Raw genomic sequence first — 16,909 nt, 5'->3', positions numbered from 1 at the left:
TTCTATTTAGAACAAAAAAATATACCTAAAAACATACAATGTCAGGTGTGTACAGGATAGATTTTCGATGGATTTTTTAAAAATTATACATCGAAAATCTAAATTCATGCCACATGATCAAAAAGATCATATTTTTATTCATTTCTCTTACTTTCTCCTCGTTTTGTTTCTGCCAGGATACTACCTATTGGCACAACAAACCCAGAAAAATTCACTATCAACCCAACGGAAATGCTTTTGAATTGGTCAACGGCACGCGAAAATTCAATCGCGCGCTCTACGGAACCAATACTGGTTTTCGTGTAGAAGCCGGCGATTTACCGGAGTTTGCGATGTATATGCCTGGAATGGGCGGTAATTTTCAATTGGGAATTCTTACTGCGGAAAAAAGCAAATGGATCACCGAAGCCGATAAGATAAAGACCTCTTATATTCCAGGAAGAATGGAATATACCATTGAAGATGAATTGTTGAAAGGTGGAAAACTTCAATTACAAATCCTCGCTTTAGCCGATGCTGAAGGTTTCATTTTAAAAGTAATTCCTGAAAATATACCTGCGGAAGTCAATTTAGTTTGGGGTTATGGTGGCGCCAGCGGAAAGAAATTTCATCGTGATGGCGATATTGGTGCCGACCCTGAATCGGTTTTTTACCTGCAACCCGATTATTGCGAGCATAATTCTTTTAAAATCGATAAAAATTCATTTCACTTAGATTACGCCTGGGATAGCAAAAACAAGGAAACCCGAAAAATAATGACGGGCGTCTTCCCCGAAGCTGAAGTAAAATTAGCCGATGTTCATCAATTGGAAAATCCACTCAGCTTATGGAATTCCACTGCGGAAGATTTACCGGTTCTGGCAGGAAAAATCACCGAGTTAGAAACTGAACTTTATTGGGAAATCGGGAATCAACTTCAAATTGAAAATAAATCTCAAACTGATCTAAAACAAGATTTTGAAAAAGCCTTATCGAAGGCAGAAGATTTAGCCAACCGAGTTCAATTAAAAACACCAGATCCTTATTTAAACACGTTGGGCGGAGCTTTAGCTACCGCTGCCGATGGTATTTGGGAAGATCCTGCATTTTTGCACGGCTCGGTGGCCTGGCGAATGCACCTCAACGCTTGGCGTGGCGCTTATGTGGCAGATCCGCTGGGTTGGCACGACCGAGCGAAAACACATTTTTCAAGCTATGCGAATTCTCAGGTTTTACAACCAGAAACCGGTCCGGTAGTTCCCGATACGTCAAGACATTTTGCTCGGCAAAAAGAGAAAATCGGGACTTCTATGTTTAGCCGGGGTTATATTTCTAGGCATCCCAATAAAAACACCGTAGCGCATCATTACGATATGAATTTGGTGTTTTTCGATCAGCTACTCAAGCATTTTCAATGGAGTGGCGATAAAGAATATATCAAAGAAATGTGGCCGACTTTAAAGCGTCACCTCGCCTGGGAAAAACGAAATTTCGATACTGATGGCGACGGACTTTATGATGCTTACGCCGCTATTTGGGCGAGCGATGCTTTGCAATATTCCGGTGGTGGCGTGGTCTACACGTCGGCTTGTAATTATAGTGCTAACAAAATGGCAGCAAAATTGGCGAAAATTGTTGGTGAGAATCCACAAGCTTATGAAGAGGAAGCTGAAAAAATTATAAATGCACTTCAGCAACAATTATGGATCAAAGAAAAAGGAATTTTTGCAGAATATAAAGATCTTTTAGGCGAACAAAACTTACACGAGCAACCGGGTATTTGGAGTGTTTATCATACGATTGACGAAGCCGTTCCTTCGGAAAAACAAGCTCTACAAATGCTGAATTATGTTTCGACTGAAATTCCGCATATTCCTGTAAAAGCTGAAGGTTTAGATCGAAAATTGGAACTTATTTCTACCACCAATTGGCAACCTTATACTTGGTCGGTCAACAATGTGGCTTTAGCAGAAAACCTACATATGGCTTTGGCGTATTGGCAAGGCGGAAATGCTGAAAAAGCTTACGATTTATGGGAAAGCGCGCTGATTGAAAGTATGTATTTAGGTGCTTCTCCGGGCGGATTTCAGCAGCTTTCTTTTTACGATGCGATTCGTGGAGAATTGTACCGCGATTTTGCTGATCCTATCGGGATGGCGGCTCGCAGTTTGGTAGAAGGTTTATTCGGAATTCATCCTGATGCTTTAGAAAATGAATTGAAAATTACTCCGGGTTTTCCTGAAGATTGGAAGGAAGCTTCTTTGCAACTCCCTAATATTTCGGTTGAATTTCAGCAGAATGGAAAGTCTAAATTGTATAAAATTCAGCAAGATTTTCCGAAAGAGTTGGCTTTAAAAATGGAAATCGGCATTACTTCAGAAAAAGTAGAAGAAGTGCTGGTCAACGGAAAATCAATTCCGCTGAAATGGAAAAAAGAAGCCTATAATTCCCCAAAATTGATTATTGATGTAGCTTATGCTAAGAATTATACAATAGAAATTAAGCAAAATGGAAATGACTTAGAAAAACCTCAATTTCCTACGAAAATCGCTTCCGAAGAAAATTTACAATTAAAGCTGAATAAAGCTAAAATCGTAACTGTAGACGATCCGCAGCAGATCATTAAGAATTATGATCTCAAATTGGGCGAATTTCAAATAAATGCTCTTACCGGAAATAAAAGCTTCTTTGTGCAATTGCAACAAGGCGAGCAAAGTTGGTGGAAAATGATTGCTGTAGAAGTACTTCCAAAATTAGAGATTCTTGAGCAACAAATTTCAGGAAATCAATTACAACTGAGTTTACAAAATCATACTTCAAAAAATATTAATACAGAATTGATTTTGAATTCAGCGAAAAAGAGTCAGCAAAATATTCAGTTGAAAGCTAAATCTAAAAGCTTGATTGAGATTCCGCTAGAATACGCCGTTTCAGGAACAAATCAGCTTCAGTTAGAATCAAAAAATGAAACTTATGACTTAGATTTTCAAAATTGGGAGGTGAAAACTTCAGCAAAATCAAAATTTGAACTGGTTGATTTAAGTTCCGTTTTCAATAGTGAAATTAGTGATATTTTTACCGATCAATACCAAGAGCCTCGATCGTTACGTCCAACCTTGCAATTACCCACCACCGGAATTGGTAATTGGTGTTATCCGTGGATCGCTGAAGAAGTACATATCGACGATTCCGGTTTGCGTAAAAAAGCAGGCGAAAAACAGCAAATATCGACTTCGCAGGGAATTCCATTTCAAACGCCTTCCGCAGAAAATAAACAGAATATTGCTTTCGTATCCCAATGGGAAGTTTATCCCAAAGAACTTGAAATTCCGATTTCCGGGAAAGCTTCGCACGCTTATTTAATGATGGCGGGTAGTACAAATCCAATGCAAAGCAGATTTGTGAATGGTGAAGTAATTGTGACTTATCAAGACGGTTCAACAGAAATTCTGCAACTCAAAAACCCGGAGAATTGGTGGCCGATCGAGCAGGATTATCACATAGATGGTTACGCTTTTACCACCAATGCGCCAAAACCACCGCGTGTTTACTTAAAAACTGGAGAAATTACTCGCGATTTTGAGGATTATTACAACATTCACGGCTATTCCAGCAAAGGAATTGATGGCGGCGCAGCGACGATTTTAGACCTTCCGCTTAACCCGAAAAAGAAGTTGAAAAGTCTCTCTTTTAGAGCAAGCGCAAATGATGTGGTAATCGGATTGATGAGTTTAAGTTTAAAACGAAAGTAATGAAACGAAGAACTTTTGTACAACAAAGTAGTTTGGCGGCGTTAGCGAGCTGCTTGCCTTGGCAGTCAATATTGAGTTATGGTAACGATCCTGAGTTGTCGAGTTTCGAAAAGCGTTTAAGTCCTGTAGGAAGAGCTTTGGAGTTTGAAGATCAATACGTTTGGTGTAATAGTCCTATTGAAGGCCCCGGCGGCAAAATTCACGTGTTTTATTCTTGTTGGCCAAAAAGCAAATCGATGAGCGGATGGACTCACCAATCGGAAATCGCTCACGCAGTAGCTGAAAAGCCGGAAGGACCTTACGAATATGTAGCTACAGTTTTGTCTCCGCGAGGCAAAGGTTTTTGGGATGCGACAACATGCCATAACCCAAGCATTCATTTTATAGACGGGAAATATGCGTTGTTTTTTATGGGGAATTCGAACGGTAAATTGAATACGCAACGCATCGGTTTGGCAACAGCAGATTCACTTTACGGCCCTTGGGAACGACCGGATGAGCCACTTTTGTTTCCCGGGGAAGCAGGAACTTGGGACGATCATTGTACGACTAATCCTTCCTTTTTAAAATTTGAAGATAAATATTGGTTGTATTATAAATCTTTTGATTCAGAAGGTTATTTACATCCAAAATTCAGTATTCGGGGTAATCGAAAATATGGATTAGCGGTGGCCGATCGATTAGAAGGACCTTATCGAAAGTATGATGGCAATCCGGTCATCGATTTTTCAGGAATGGGAAATAACGAACAATGCGAAGATGCTTTTGTCTGGCGGGAGAAGGGTAAGTTTAAAATGCTCGCGCGCGATCTAGGAACATTTGATATCGATAATGGTTTGTATATGGAATCTGAAGATGGCAAGCATTGGAGCGATCCAAAAATAGGATACCAACCTCTAGGAAAATATGTGAACCAGCCTCCTGCACCTAAGCACTTAAATAGATATGGTAGGGCAGAGCGGCCACAGATTTTATTTCAGAATGGGAAACCAACTTATCTGTTTACCGCTTCGCAAGGTGGGAAATATGAAACAGCTTCCTCGTTTATTTTTAAAATTGATTAAAGCAGTTAGCAGTAAACAGTTTACAGAATTTAGTAAAAGTCACTTCGAGTGATTTTGTTGAAAAGTTAGTGTAAACAAAATCGTATCGAGAAGTAAAAAATATTGAATTTCAATAGATCTAAAAATAAGAAAAAAAGACCTCTCAGCTTTTGATACCTGTAAGGTTTAACCAAGTATTATAAATAAAACTAACTATAACTTATGAAAAAATATCTCTCATTAATATGCCTAAGTTTACTTTTCTTCAGTTGCGTTGAAGAAAAGAAAAAGGAAAAAGCATCATCAGAAAAAGAACAATTCTCTAAAATCGACCGAAAGGCCGTCATAACACGAAATAATGTACACGTCAATCAACTAGATACCTTGGCTTCGTTAAGTGTGGGGAACGGAAGTTTTGCTTTTACCGTTGATGGTACGGGATTACAAACTTTCCCGGATATGTTTCAGTATGGCGTTCCGCTGGGAACAGAATCGGAATGGGGTTGGGATTCGTTCCCAAATTCTGGCGATTATAAGTTTGAAGAAACATTGGAAGATTACGATCAATATGGTCGCAAGGTGAGTTATTCGGTACAAAAGAAAGGCGATCGCGCTAGAAAAGCAGTCGATTTTTTTAGATCGAATCCGCATCGTGTTCAGTTAGGAAATCTGGGTTTTGATTTACTCAATAAAAACGGCGAAAAGGTTCAACCGCAAGATATTACTGATATTCAGCAGGAACTAAATGTGTGGACGGGAGAAATTACTAGTACATTTAAGGTAGAAGGAATTCCGGTGGAAGTTAAAACACTTTGTCATCAAGAGGAAGACATTATTGGGGTTGAAGTAAATTCTGAATTAATTGAAAAAGAACAACTTAAAATAAGACTTCGATTGCCGTATCCTACCGGCGGCTGGACCGATCTAGGTACAAAATGGGAAGCTGAAAATTTAGATTATTCAAGTGAAATTTCAGCAAATGAAAACAATCACGCTATAGTCACCAGACAAATGGATTCATTGAAATACGAAATAGGTTTCAATTGGAAAGGCGAAGCGAAATTCAATAAAAAAGAAGCTCAGTATTTTGAATTAATTCCGCAGCAAAACAAGTTTTCATTTACCTGCCAGTTCACTAACAAAGCCATCAATAAAGAAACTGATTTTACTTCGGTAGAAAAAAGTAGTAAGAGTGGTTGGGAAGCATTTTGGAAGAGCGGTGGCATCGTCGATTTTTCTGAATGTACCGATGAACGTGCACCGGAATTAGAACGTCGCGTGGTATTATCGCAATACTTGACCAAATTGCAATGTACCGGAGAAATACCGCCACAGGAAACCGGATTAACTTATAATTCGTGGTACGGGAAACCACATTTAGAAATGCATTGGTGGCACGGAGTTCACTTTCCGTTATGGGGAAGACCAGAGTTATTGGAAAAAAGTTTACCTTGGTATGATCGCGTTTTCAAAAAAGCGAAACATTTAGCAGAACGGCAAGGTTTTAAAGGTGCAAGATGGCAAAAAATGACCGATCCTTACGGTGATGAAGGTCCGTCTTCTGTGGGAGCATTCTTACTTTGGCAACAACCGCATTTTATCACATATGCAGAATTGATGTATCGTGCCGATTCTACTTCAGCAACTTTAGAAAAATATAAAGAGCGTGTGTTTGCCACAGCAGATTTTATGGCGTCGTTCGCGCATTTAAATGAAGAAGGAACTTACGATTTAGGTCCGGGTGTGATTCCGGCGCAAGAACGTTTTCCGAAAATGGAAACATTTAACCCAACTTATGAATTAGCCTATTGGAACTGGGCATTAACTACAGCGCTAGAATGGAAAGAACGCTTGGGAGAAGAACAGCCCTCAGCTTGGAAAAAAGTGGCAGAAAACTTGTCACCACTTCCTGTTCAGGAAGATTATTATTTAACTACTGAAAGTGCGACCGATTCTTACACCAACCCAGAATATTTAACCGATCATCCTTCTGTTTTAGGAACTTACGGAATGTTGCCGGTAACGCCAATGCTCGATAAAGAAATTATGGATAATACTTTTAATAAAGTCTGGGATATCTGGACCTGGGAAGATACTTGGGGTTGGGATTTCCCAATGACAGCAATGGCTGCGGCGCGATTGGGCAAACCTAAAAAAGCAGTAGATGCACTTTTTATGGATGTACAAACTAACACTTATTTAAAAAATGGTCATAATTACCAGGAAGAACGCTTAACGCTATATATGCCGGGGAATGGCGGTTTACTTACTGCGGTTGCGATGATGTGTGCCGGTTGGGACGAAACCAATGAGAAAAATCCGGGATTTCCCAACAATGGCAAATGGAATGTAAAATGGGAAGGCTTGAAAAAAATGCCTTAATCTAATCCTCCAGATTTTTTATTTTCTTTAATTCTGCTTCAGTAATAATTATTGCAGTTCCGTGGCGCGTTCCTTTTGGAAATGTGATTTGATCTGAAATATCTATCCAATTCTTCAAATCTGTTGAAGCAACGGCTCCGTATTGATGATCTGTATACTTATCAAAATATACGATGTATTGATCTTCTACTTTTAACATGGTTGGACCTTCTGCCCAATATTTCCCAGTAATTGGTTCGCTGGCATCGGTATAAGGACCGGTTAAATCTTCAGCAAACGCAACTTTTAAGTTCTTTTGTGCAGGCTCCCTGGTTTCATCTTTCAAGATCATAACATATTTGCCATCATGCCAACTAATACTGGCATCAATCACATTAAAGCCAGGCTCATATAAAAGTTTAGTATCAGAATAATCTTTAAAATCTTTTGTGGTGACATAATACATACGATGATTATATCCACTATCCATATCAGATTGTGTTTCAGGAAATTTACCCGGAATTGTTGTTGCCCAATAAATCATATATTCATCATTTTTCTCGTCGTATGTGATTTCTGGAGCCCAGCAATTTCTGGCGGTTTCTTCGTCTTTCATCACAGGAATTAATTCTTGTTGTGACCAGTTAATTAAATCTTCAGAAGAAGCATAGCCAATCCCCCGTTCTGTCCAACCCGTTGTCCAAACCATATGATATTTACCATCACCGCCTTTTATGATACAGGGATCACGCATCAATTTTTGTTCGCCAACTTCAGGAGTTAATAAAGACACATCGTTATTTAAAGTTTCCCATTTTAAGCCATCTTTGCTATAGGCATAATGCAAACCATCTTCTCCATTCCCTTTAAAATAACTGAATAAATAAACCTCTTTTTGGGCATTACAAGAGGTAAAAAAACAAATAAGCAATAGAAAACTGAATGCCTGATTAAATTTCATGGAGTTTAATTTTTATAATGATGCAATTTTAGCCAGTTAAGTAAGCTGGTTGGCCAGGTATTATTGGTAAGCTGTCTTCCCATCCCGAAGCCGTGCCCACCATTCTCAAAAATATGAATTTCAGCAGGAACTTTATGTTCTTTCAGGGCTTTTAAATAGTTAAGACTATTTTCTACCGGAACAGCATGATCGTCCATCGCATGAATCAAAAATGTTGGTGGTGTATCTTCTGAAACCCGAGTTTCGTTAGAAAAATGTTGTACTAATTCTTCAGAAGCTGTTTTTCCCAATAAGCGTTCTCTGGAACCTCGATGGGTAATTTCATTGGTTAAACTTACAACAGGATAAACCAATATTGAAAAATCTGGTCGTGCACTTTTTTCTATTTCTGCAGAATAAACTTTTTCATCAAAGTGTGTAGAAAGCGTTGCTGCCAAATGCCCGCCTGCAGAAAAGCCCATAATCCCGATCTTGTTAGAATCAAGATTCCATTTTTCTGCGTTAGTTCGCAAAACTCTTACAGCGCGTTGTGCATCCATCAATGGACCTACAGATTTATCTTCCATGATTTCATCGGAAGGTAAACGATACTTTAAAACGAATGCTGAAATTCCTTCAGAAGCCAGCCATTCTGCCAGTTTAAATCCTTCCTTATCGATCGCCAAATGACTATAACCGCCACCGGGAAAAATAATTACCGCACTTTTTAACGAATCTCCCTTTGCTAAATAGGCATAAAGTTTTGGTTCTTTAACTTTGCTTACGCCGGTTAATTGATCGCCATCAAACTTTTGCTCTTCCTGGTATTCATTATTTTCTATACTTCCGGGAATTTTCCCTTCCCAAAGATCAATTTCAAAATCCTGGGCTTTACTAATAAAAGTACTAAACAAGAGAAACAGAATAACTAATTTTCGCATACTTAAGATTGAATTCTATAAACTTCAGCTCCTGCCAGTAAAAAGCAGCCTAAACCATAATCTTCAAAATCTGGAATCTTTTTATAAGATAATGGCTGCCCGTCTTTCGGCTCTTTTCCCGTAGATTGCACCCAACCTAAAAATCCGTTTTCGTGAAGACCATCTTTTATCATTGCATTCCAGGCTTTAGTGATAACCGGCATGTATTTATCTTTATCTAAAATTCCGTTATTTACGCCGTAAGCCATCCCATAAACGAATAATGCAGTACCCGAAAGCTCTTTGCCTCCAAAGTGGCCCTCGTCATGTAAGCTTACATTCCAAAAACCATCTTTACGCTGTACTTTTACCAAGGCTTCCGCCATCGCTTCAAGATCTTCTTTGTACTGTTCTTCATGTGCAGTACCTTCAGGAATAATTGATAGTACTTTTGCTAAAGCTCCTATCACCCAACCGTTTCCTCTACTCCAATAAGAATCTTCCCCATTGGGTTCAGTATAAGGCGGATCAAAATCTGCATCTCTCCACCACAGTCCATCTTTTTCATTAAATAATCCTTTTCCTCCGATAGAATTTCTAGTATCCATATACATTTGATACATCTTTTCGTAGTAACGAGAATCTTCCTCTAAAACGCCCATTTTCGCAAATACCGGCATTCCCATTTGTATTGCATCTATCCAATCCCAATCACCAGTTTGCGGTGTAAACAAAAACTTTTGCATACAGGCTCTGGTATTTTTTAATTTTTCTGGATCTGGTTGCAAATTGTAAAGATCAATATAGGTTTGCGCAGCACAGTAATCGTCTGCATTACGGGTTTCATTACCACTTCTAAATCCCCATTCGTGAAAATTTGCCCAGTCTAAAGCGTATTTATAATATTCGTCTTTTGGCATTATTTCGTGCAGCGCCATTAACCCCTCGTAATAAACGCCACGCGTCCAAATGTTACTTGGTCGTTCTTTATTGGTAATAATAGTTTTACCAACATCTGGCCACTTTTGCATAAAATAAGCATTGGCAAGTTCCATATCTTTTAAAACCTGATCACGATCGATCTGCTGAGCAAAACCAATTTGCGTACAAATGAAAAGGCAAATAAATAGACTAATATTTTTCATAGTAATTTCGGATTATTTTAGGGTTTTTAGGGGAATAAGTTTAACAGGACTAACTAATCCTGAAGGCATAGGATCCCATTTGGTAGCATTAAATTTTTCGTAATCTTTATTTACCATATTAATTTCGTAGAACGTTTTCCATTCTTCTCCCCTCATTTCTTTAGCTCGCAATCTATTAGCGGCAAGATTGGTTACTTTTACGGTTAATTTATTTTCTCCTTCTTTTAAATCTTTTAAAACAAGTTCGAAAGGAACTGACCAATACCGGCCAACATACTTGTCATTCAACCAAACCTGGGCACTTTCTCTAACATCTCCAAGATCTAATTTCCAATATTCTACACTTTCATCTGGATTTTTAAAAGTGGTTTCATAAATGCCTGTTCCAGAAAAATTAGCGGCTATTTCATCGATTTTCGTCCAGCTTTTTAATTCTGAAAGCTCATTGGGTTTTGGTAATTCTGGGCCGCCATTCTCAAAACTAAGGCTCCAGTTTTCTAAAACAATAGCATCTCCAGCGGTTTCAAAATAGTTCCAGGCTGGTGCATCAAAACTTTCAGCTGTTTTTACAAGTAGAGATTGTCCCGGTTTTATTTGAAGTTTTACCAGTAATTTATTTTCTGAGATTTTAGTCTCAGCAACTCCCACATTTTGATTTAAAGGATCTAAAATTAAAGCTGCTTTTTCTTCGGAATTTAGTGGAATAAACTCATCGATGCTTCTTGAAGTATGGTTGACCAGAAAATAGATCTTGCCATCTTCATCTGCTCGTCTAATGTATTTGAGTCCGCTTTTTACTAGAGTCTCAGGATTGATATTCGATGATTTCAGGTTGGATTTTACATCTGCTGAAATTGTAATTTTTTCGTTTAATTTTTTCAATTTTTGGTTAGCCAACTCATAATCTTTAAATCCAGGGACACTTTCTGGTTTGGCTTCAAAAATAATATTGGCCCCGGCTTCCTTCAGCGCTACTAATTTTTGCATTGTTTTAAGCGGAATAAACTTAGCTTCAGGAATAATTAAACTTGAAAAAGTTCCGCCAGGTAATTCTAATTTTCCATTTACAACTTTAGCCTGCTCGATAAAACGATCTGAAATAAAATCGATTCCGTAGCCATTTTGCATCAAATTGGTAGATAATTTATAAAAAGACGTGTGCGTTAACCACTCTTCTAAAGAATGAATTTTAAGCTGAACAAACAGATTTGCATCGTAATACGAATTCCAAATATCATAAATAGGCCAATACACCAGATTTTCATTATCTGCTTTGCCTTCTTGCAACATCGATTGCACATTGGTTAAATAAGAAAATAATCCAGGAGCATCTTCCCAGATAGTATTTTTTGGACTAAAATTTACAGAAGCATAGAACTTCCAACCCGGCCAACCGGCGTGCTCTGGCGAATAAGTTGAACCATGTAAAAACATGTGATTTACTCCATTAAGCAATAATTCTTCAGCCTCTGGTTTTGTTTGTGAAAGTGCTGTTTTAAAATGCTCACGAAGCCAGGTAAAAGATTCTGAAGAAATTAAAGGTCTACCGGCCACATGACCTGCTGAAGATGAAAATTTAAGCATCACAGGATCTGCATCTCCCTTTCTAATATTTGCAGCGTCTCTCCTAAACCCCGGAATATCGAAAGGCATTGAGCCAAAAGTTTCACATTCTGGTATGTCAGCAGCTGCGTAAAGATCTATTAAATTTCCGGGAGAACCGTGCGCCTGCAACCTGCTTTTCATGCCGTTTTTGTTAGCCCAGCCCGTCCAGGGATTATCAAATTCTTCCAATAAAATATCAGAGATCATCTCTCTAAAATCAGATTTCACTCGGTTACCTATTTCGTCATCCTCTTTCAGCAATAACTTATCCAGATGCTCAACTAAATTATACCCTCTTCTCTTTTCAAATTGCTGAAGGAAATCCTTGGTAAAATCTGTTCCATAAACCTCGTAACTATCATTAAAAATTGCCCTTGGTTTTTCACTAATCTTAGCAAAAGCTTCATTAAAAGGTTTTAAATAATTGTTTAGTGCATTTTTTGAAAAATGATCTAATGTAAAACCTGCGCCACCGGGAGCAGCTCGTTTCACTTTTTGCCCGGTTTTACCAAGAAATAAAGCATAAATTGTATAATTCTGCCTTTTCGCTTTCCATTTTAATTCGGTGTTATTTTTAACATTTTCGGTAATAATTTCTGAATCGCCATCTTCATTAAAGGCAACCACGGCTTGAAGAAAAACAGGATTTTTTTCGTCTTTTGGAAGTAAAGAACCTTCAAAAGTTTTTCCTTTTTCGAGTTCTATTTTATTCACCACTAATTTTGAAGCCGCATCATCAACACTTACCTGCTTACCGCCATACGGCCAGCCGGTTCCTAAAACCATATCGACTCCTAAACCTAAGCTGTCACCGGTTTTTATGGTAAAATCTAAAATTTCAAGATATTCTGGGGAAAGGAAATCTAAAAAATGATCTTCTTCACCTTTTGCCCCGTAAATTGGCGTAATTTCTACACCGCCTAGTCCGGCTTTTTCAAATTCTACTAAATGCTCCCTAATATTTTTTTTGTCTACCGCGCTTCCCATCCACCACCAACGCGTCCAGGGTTTCATTTCCTTTTGATGCTCTGGCCAATATTGTTGGTTTTGAGCGCTTAAAATTATATTGCTAAGAATTATTGCCAAAAACAATAAATCACGTAAAATCTTCATTATAAACTTCAAATTTTGAAAAACCGAAATCGTTTTTTCGTTAAGTTGTGAAAATAGCTGAAATCCTTACGGTAAGCATCCTGTCCTATCCTGAAAATTTTCCATACAAAGGCTTCAAATGCCGTTCGTACAAATTTAAAGTTACATTTTCTTCAATCTTGTCTCGACAAGAATCCAATAACGAATAAAACTCATTTTTTTCACCTGCTATCTTATAAGCACAATGCATCAATTGCCGAAAATGAGGATTGTAATTCTCATTTTTTGTATCATGTCTTAAAGCATCAGCAAAGGCTTTACCATTTTCAAAATAATTTTTCTCCGGAAGCTTTTCTTTATCGATACTCAAAACTTCCATATAATTTTCTGTAAGTTCTTCGTATCGATCTAAGGCTTCATTATACAAATTCTGAATAAATTTGAAAGCTTCCCCGCCACTTTCAGCTAAACCAATAGCTTCTTCAAGCCAGGTCGTACCGGCGGTTTTTACGTGCAAACCGCTATTATGTTTTTTAATGAGTTTATTGATGATTGGATAAATTGAGAATTTATCGCTCCCACTATGCACGCTTAACTTTAATTCTTTAGGCATATCAAATTCAGATTTCACAAATTTCAATACACATAAATCATCTTCAAATTCTTTACTGAATTGGTCTAAATCACCTTCGTAATCGATCCCTTTGTAAAAATTACCAGTAAATTTTGGAGCAATTGTATTTACAGGAACTTTATAGAAAGCTAAAGCGGCAAGAACAAAAAATAATTCGGTTGGTGTTTGTGGATTTTCAACCTCATCGATAGAAACTTCAGTAAAAAATCTTTCTTCCTTTTTTGATTTAATGTAGAAATACACTTCAGAAGCTTTTTTCATGGCAAAAAGAAAAGTGTTGGTCATTTCTTTAAAATCTGCTTCAGAAATATCAATTTTCGAATCTATTCCTTCGATATGGAATTACTACATTAGACCGGACACTAAGTTGAGAGAATATTTTTGCTAGTTATTACCTTAGCAATTATGAGAAGAAAATCTAAACATTACACCTTAGAATTTAAACAAAAAGCAGTCGAGTTAAGTTATGCTAAAGGCAATGTAAAACAAGTATGTGAAGACTTGGATATATTTCCATCTGTACTTTACCGTTGGCGTAGAGAGTTAAAAGATTACGGTAACAACAGTTTCCCTGGCCGTGGTAATCCTAAAATGACCGATGAAGAAAAAGAGATAGCCCGATTAAAAAAGGCATTAAAAGAAGCCGAGTTAGAACGAGACATCTTAAAAAAGGCCATCAGCATCTTCTCCGCGAGCGACAAGAAAAATACAGGTTTATAAAACAACACCTTATGAGATTTCCTGTCGAGACGATGTGTAAAATATTGAAAGTAAGCAAAAGTGGCTATTACCATTGGTTACAATCGGGACCAAGTAAATTATGGTTAGAAAATCAAAAGGTAACTGGGCTTATTAAATCTATATTTAAAGATAGCTTTCAAAGCTATGGTTCACCTAGAATAAAAACAGAACTAGAGACATTAGGCTATAAAATATCAAAGCCTAGAGTTGCACGTATTATGAGTGCTAATTATTTGTTTGCAAAACGAAAACGTAAGTTTAAAGCAACCACATATAGTCAACATAATTACCCCATAGCTCCTAATTTATTAAACCAAAACTTTGAAGTAAGCCGACAGGATCAAGTTTGGGTAAGCGATATAACCTATATCAAAACCAAACAGGGCTGGTTATACCTTACTGTCATTATTGATTTGTTTAACCGCAAAGTTGTTGGATGGGCTCTAAGCGATAATCTAAGTACAGAAGACACTATTATTAAGGCTTGGCATATGGCTATAAAGAAAACTACTTTAACCCAGTCTTTAATTTTTCATTCCGACCGAGGTATACAATATGCCAGCCATAAGTTTACCTCATTAATTAAAAGTTACAATGGCTTAGTAAACCAATCTATGAGCAGAAAAGGTAATTGCTGGGATAATGCCATTGCTGAATCGTTCTTTAAATCATTAAAGGTAGAATGGGTTTATAGGCACAATTATAAGTTGAGATCTGAAGCGGAGTTATCCATCTTTGGATGGATAGAAACTTGGTATAATAATAGAAGAAGACATTCCTTTTTAGGAAATAGAACTATAAGAGAATTTGAATTAGACATGTATAACCTTAAACTAGCAGCGTAGTCATTCAACTATTTGTCCAGTTTTTTGTTGCAAGTCCAATATTAAAAGATGATAAATACTGCTGAAAAAACTTTTTAAATCCTACAATATCTTCTGAAGTGGATTGATTACCAATAAATTTAGCAACATCGATGGTAAAAAAATTACTGTTTTCCAGAAAAGGATCTACTGTGACTTTATCAATATGATCTGCATCGACAAAATAATCTTTGGTAAAATTTAAAGCTTTGGTGGCGTTTTTTGCTTCTTCTAACACACTTTTGGGCTTTGTATTTACCGTTTCGTGTTCACGGTTTGATTTATTCCAAACCGGAGTTACCTGAATACCATCTTCCTGTATTTTTAAAATGGCATTTAACTGCGCTTTTCCTTCTTTTCCAAATCGGTCTCCTGTTCCAAATGAAAATCTCCCTAATTCTGCCATATTTAAAAATTTAGATTATTAATTTCCTACATCTTTTCCTGCTGCGGTTGGGACTCCGGCTTCTTCGCCGATAATCAAATTATCGACAATCACATTTTTGGTGTTGGTGATGGAAGTTCCGTTTTTTACTGTCTTTTGCTGAATTTGGTTTCGCTCCGTAATCTAAAACCGAAACCTCAAATTCAGGAATTTCAGGCAACTGAATTCGGTTAACGATTTCATCAATTCGAGTTTGTTTCTCTTCCGAGGAAAGCTAAGCAAAATTCAGTAAGGGAAATAATACGAGTAAAAATAGACTAATTTTATTTTTCATCTTCCAAAAAATCTTCCCGAATAGGATTAAACACATCGATTAAAACTCCGGGTTCGAGGCATTCAGCGCCGTGCTCGGTATTTGGTAAAACAAAAAAACCATCGCCGGCTTCTAAAATCTTCGATTCGCCATTGATCGTGATTTTGAATTTCCCGGAAGCTACATAAGATCCCTGCGTATGAAAATGATCGTGCAAATCACCAATTGCGCCTTTTTCAAATTTCACTTTCACTAACATTAACTGCGGATTAAAACCGATGAATTTTCGGGTAATTCCTTCCGCAGCATATTCCCATTCGCTCTCGTTATCTTTGAAAAAAATTGGTGGTGTGTACATTATAAAATTTCTTTTTTAAGGGTAGATTCTTTGATGTATTTCTTTAAAGATAAATCTTTTTTAGCGATTTCCTGTAGCGCCAAACTTGCGACCAAAGTAGCTCCTTTCTCAGATAAATGTGTGTTATCGCTTTTCCCGTCGGGATAATAAGCCACCTCTCCCGGCTTAAAATGCAAATGCAGATGGGCCGACTCTTCAGCTCCAAATTTTACTTCTAACTGCTCGGTTAACCACTGCATATCGATAAAAGAAACATCAAGATCTTTAGCGACCATTCGCACCACCAAAGGATATTCACCGTGCGTATCGACCAAAGTCCCTTCTTCATTAAAATTTCTACGAACGATCGAACTCATTACAATCGGCGTTGCTCCTTTTTCTCGAGTTTCCTTTACGTATTTCTCTAAATTATAACGGTACTCGGTAAATGGATTGGTAAATCGATCTGGCGACTTAATTTTCTGGTCGTTATGCCCAAACTGAATGATCACAAAATCGCCTGGTTTAAGTTTTTCGTAAACCCTTTGCCATCTTCCTTCGCCAATAAAACTTTTAGAACTACGCCCATTCACTGCGTGATTTTCTATTTTAATTTCATCGCTCATTAACTCTGGAAGCATTTGTCCCCAGCCGTGTTCAGGATTTTCTTCCGGATTCTTTTTATCGGACATTGTAGAATCACCGATAAGAAATAATGTTTGCGCCTTTACCGAAATCACCATCAAAAAAATGGCTAAAAAACTAAAGAATTTTGATCTCATAATTGTATAATTTGGGC

Annotated in this window: 12 protein-coding genes; 4 read left to right on the top strand and 8 right to left on the bottom strand. The window is 37.5% G+C overall.

Annotated features, from left to right (window positions below):
- The first annotated feature begins 113 nt into the window (after nucleotides 1–113).
- From INR75_RS10570 to INR75_RS10560, 3 genes are all read left to right on the top strand, one after another.
- Nucleotides 114–3,731 (top strand): DUF4450 domain-containing protein, encoded by a 3,618-nt coding sequence (locus INR75_RS10570; protein ID WP_223088772.1) that lies wholly within the window; start codon nucleotides 114–116, stop codon nucleotides 3,729–3,731.
- Entirely contained in the window at nucleotides 3,731–4,795 is a 1,065-nt protein-coding gene (locus tag INR75_RS10565) for a glycoside hydrolase family protein (protein WP_223088771.1), read from the top strand. The genes INR75_RS10570 and INR75_RS10565 overlap by 1 nt, the downstream gene beginning before the upstream one ends.
- A gap of 201 nt (nucleotides 4,796–4,996) precedes the next feature.
- Nucleotides 4,997–7,156: a hypothetical protein gene (locus INR75_RS10560; protein ID WP_223088770.1), complete on the top strand. Its 2,160-nt coding sequence runs from the start codon at nucleotides 4,997–4,999 to the stop codon at nucleotides 7,154–7,156.
- A 1-nt stretch (nucleotide 7,157) separates the two neighbouring features.
- On the opposite strand, the gene INR75_RS10555 is transcribed toward INR75_RS10560, so the two are convergent.
- The 5 genes from INR75_RS10555 to INR75_RS10535 form a co-directional block, all read right to left on the bottom strand.
- Nucleotides 7,158–8,096, bottom strand: a complete 939-nt coding sequence (locus INR75_RS10555) for a glycoside hydrolase family 43 protein (protein ID WP_223088769.1) — start codon at nucleotides 8,094–8,096, stop codon at nucleotides 7,158–7,160.
- Nucleotides 8,097–8,101: 5 nt separating this feature from the next.
- Nucleotides 8,102–9,016 (bottom strand): alpha/beta hydrolase, encoded by a 915-nt coding sequence (locus INR75_RS10550; RefSeq protein ID WP_255584514.1) that lies wholly within the window; start codon nucleotides 9,014–9,016, stop codon nucleotides 8,102–8,104.
- A gap of 2 nt (nucleotides 9,017–9,018) precedes the next feature.
- Nucleotides 9,019–10,140: a glycoside hydrolase family 88 protein gene (locus tag INR75_RS10545; protein WP_223088768.1), complete on the bottom strand. Its 1,122-nt coding sequence runs from the start codon at nucleotides 10,138–10,140 to the stop codon at nucleotides 9,019–9,021.
- A 12-nt stretch (nucleotides 10,141–10,152) separates the two neighbouring features.
- Nucleotides 10,153–12,858, bottom strand: a complete 2,706-nt coding sequence (locus INR75_RS10540; protein WP_223088767.1) for a glycosyl hydrolase — start codon at nucleotides 12,856–12,858, stop codon at nucleotides 10,153–10,155.
- A gap of 85 nt (nucleotides 12,859–12,943) precedes the next feature.
- On the bottom strand, nucleotides 12,944–13,786 hold the full coding sequence (locus INR75_RS10535; protein WP_255584705.1) for a tagaturonate epimerase family protein: 843 nt from the start codon (nucleotides 13,784–13,786) through the stop codon (nucleotides 12,944–12,946).
- 66 nt (nucleotides 13,787–13,852) lie between these two features.
- On the opposite strand from INR75_RS10535, the gene INR75_RS10530 reads away from it, so the two are divergent.
- A protein-coding gene (locus tag INR75_RS10530; protein ID WP_086026153.1) for an IS3 family transposase occupies nucleotides 13,853–15,057 on the top strand; the annotation gives its coding sequence in 2 pieces (ribosomal slippage) (nucleotides 13,853–14,132 and nucleotides 14,132–15,057; 1,206 coding nt in all).
- A 4-nt stretch (nucleotides 15,058–15,061) separates the two neighbouring features.
- Here the strand turns inward: INR75_RS10530 and INR75_RS10525 are convergent.
- The 3 genes from INR75_RS10525 to INR75_RS10515 form a co-directional block, all read right to left on the bottom strand.
- The gene (locus INR75_RS10525) at nucleotides 15,062–15,481 is read right to left on the bottom strand and encodes a tagaturonate epimerase family protein (protein ID WP_223088765.1); all 420 of its coding nucleotides are present in this window, start codon (nucleotides 15,479–15,481) and stop codon (nucleotides 15,062–15,064) included.
- 302 nt (nucleotides 15,482–15,783) lie between these two features.
- Complete coding sequence (locus INR75_RS10520) at nucleotides 15,784–16,131, bottom strand: cupin domain-containing protein (RefSeq protein ID WP_223088764.1); 348 nt, start codon at nucleotides 16,129–16,131, stop codon at nucleotides 15,784–15,786.
- The gene (locus INR75_RS10515) at nucleotides 16,131–16,892 is read right to left on the bottom strand and encodes a rhamnogalacturonan acetylesterase (protein WP_223088763.1); all 762 of its coding nucleotides are present in this window, start codon (nucleotides 16,890–16,892) and stop codon (nucleotides 16,131–16,133) included. Before INR75_RS10515 ends, INR75_RS10520 begins: the two co-directional genes overlap by 1 nt.
- Nucleotides 16,893–16,909: the final 17 nt, after the last annotated feature.

This window comes from Zunongwangia sp. SCSIO 43204 (genome assembly GCF_019904275.1).
GTDB classification, from domain to species: domain Bacteria; phylum Bacteroidota; class Bacteroidia; order Flavobacteriales; family Flavobacteriaceae; genus Zunongwangia; species Zunongwangia mangrovi.
The sequence above is the reverse complement of the archived record's forward strand: the minus strand, read 5'-3'. Positions and strand labels throughout refer to the sequence as shown.

Coding starts and splice junctions, on each gene's coding strand:
- INR75_RS10570 (WP_223088772.1), top strand. CDS start 114: ATGATCAAAAAGATCATATTTTTATTCATTTCTCTTACTTTCTCCTCG.
- INR75_RS10565 (WP_223088771.1), top strand. CDS start 3,731: ATGAAACGAAGAACTTTTGTACAACAAAGTAGTTTGGCGGCGTTAGCG.
- INR75_RS10560 (WP_223088770.1), top strand. CDS start 4,997: ATGAAAAAATATCTCTCATTAATATGCCTAAGTTTACTTTTCTTCAGT.
- INR75_RS10555 (WP_223088769.1), bottom strand. CDS start 8,096: ATGAAATTTAATCAGGCATTCAGTTTTCTATTGCTTATTTGTTTTTTT.
- INR75_RS10550 (WP_255584514.1), bottom strand. CDS start 9,016: ATGCGAAAATTAGTTATTCTGTTTCTCTTGTTTAGTACTTTTATTAGT.
- INR75_RS10545 (WP_223088768.1), bottom strand. CDS start 10,140: ATGAAAAATATTAGTCTATTTATTTGCCTTTTCATTTGTACGCAAATT.
- INR75_RS10540 (WP_223088767.1), bottom strand. CDS start 12,858: ATGAAGATTTTACGTGATTTATTGTTTTTGGCAATAATTCTTAGCAAT.
- INR75_RS10525 (WP_223088765.1), bottom strand. CDS start 15,481: ATGGCAGAATTAGGGAGATTTTCATTTGGAACAGGAGACCGATTTGGA.
- INR75_RS10520 (WP_223088764.1), bottom strand. CDS start 16,131: ATGTACACACCACCAATTTTTTTCAAAGATAACGAGAGCGAATGGGAA.
- INR75_RS10515 (WP_223088763.1), bottom strand. CDS start 16,892: ATGAGATCAAAATTCTTTAGTTTTTTAGCCATTTTTTTGATGGTGATT.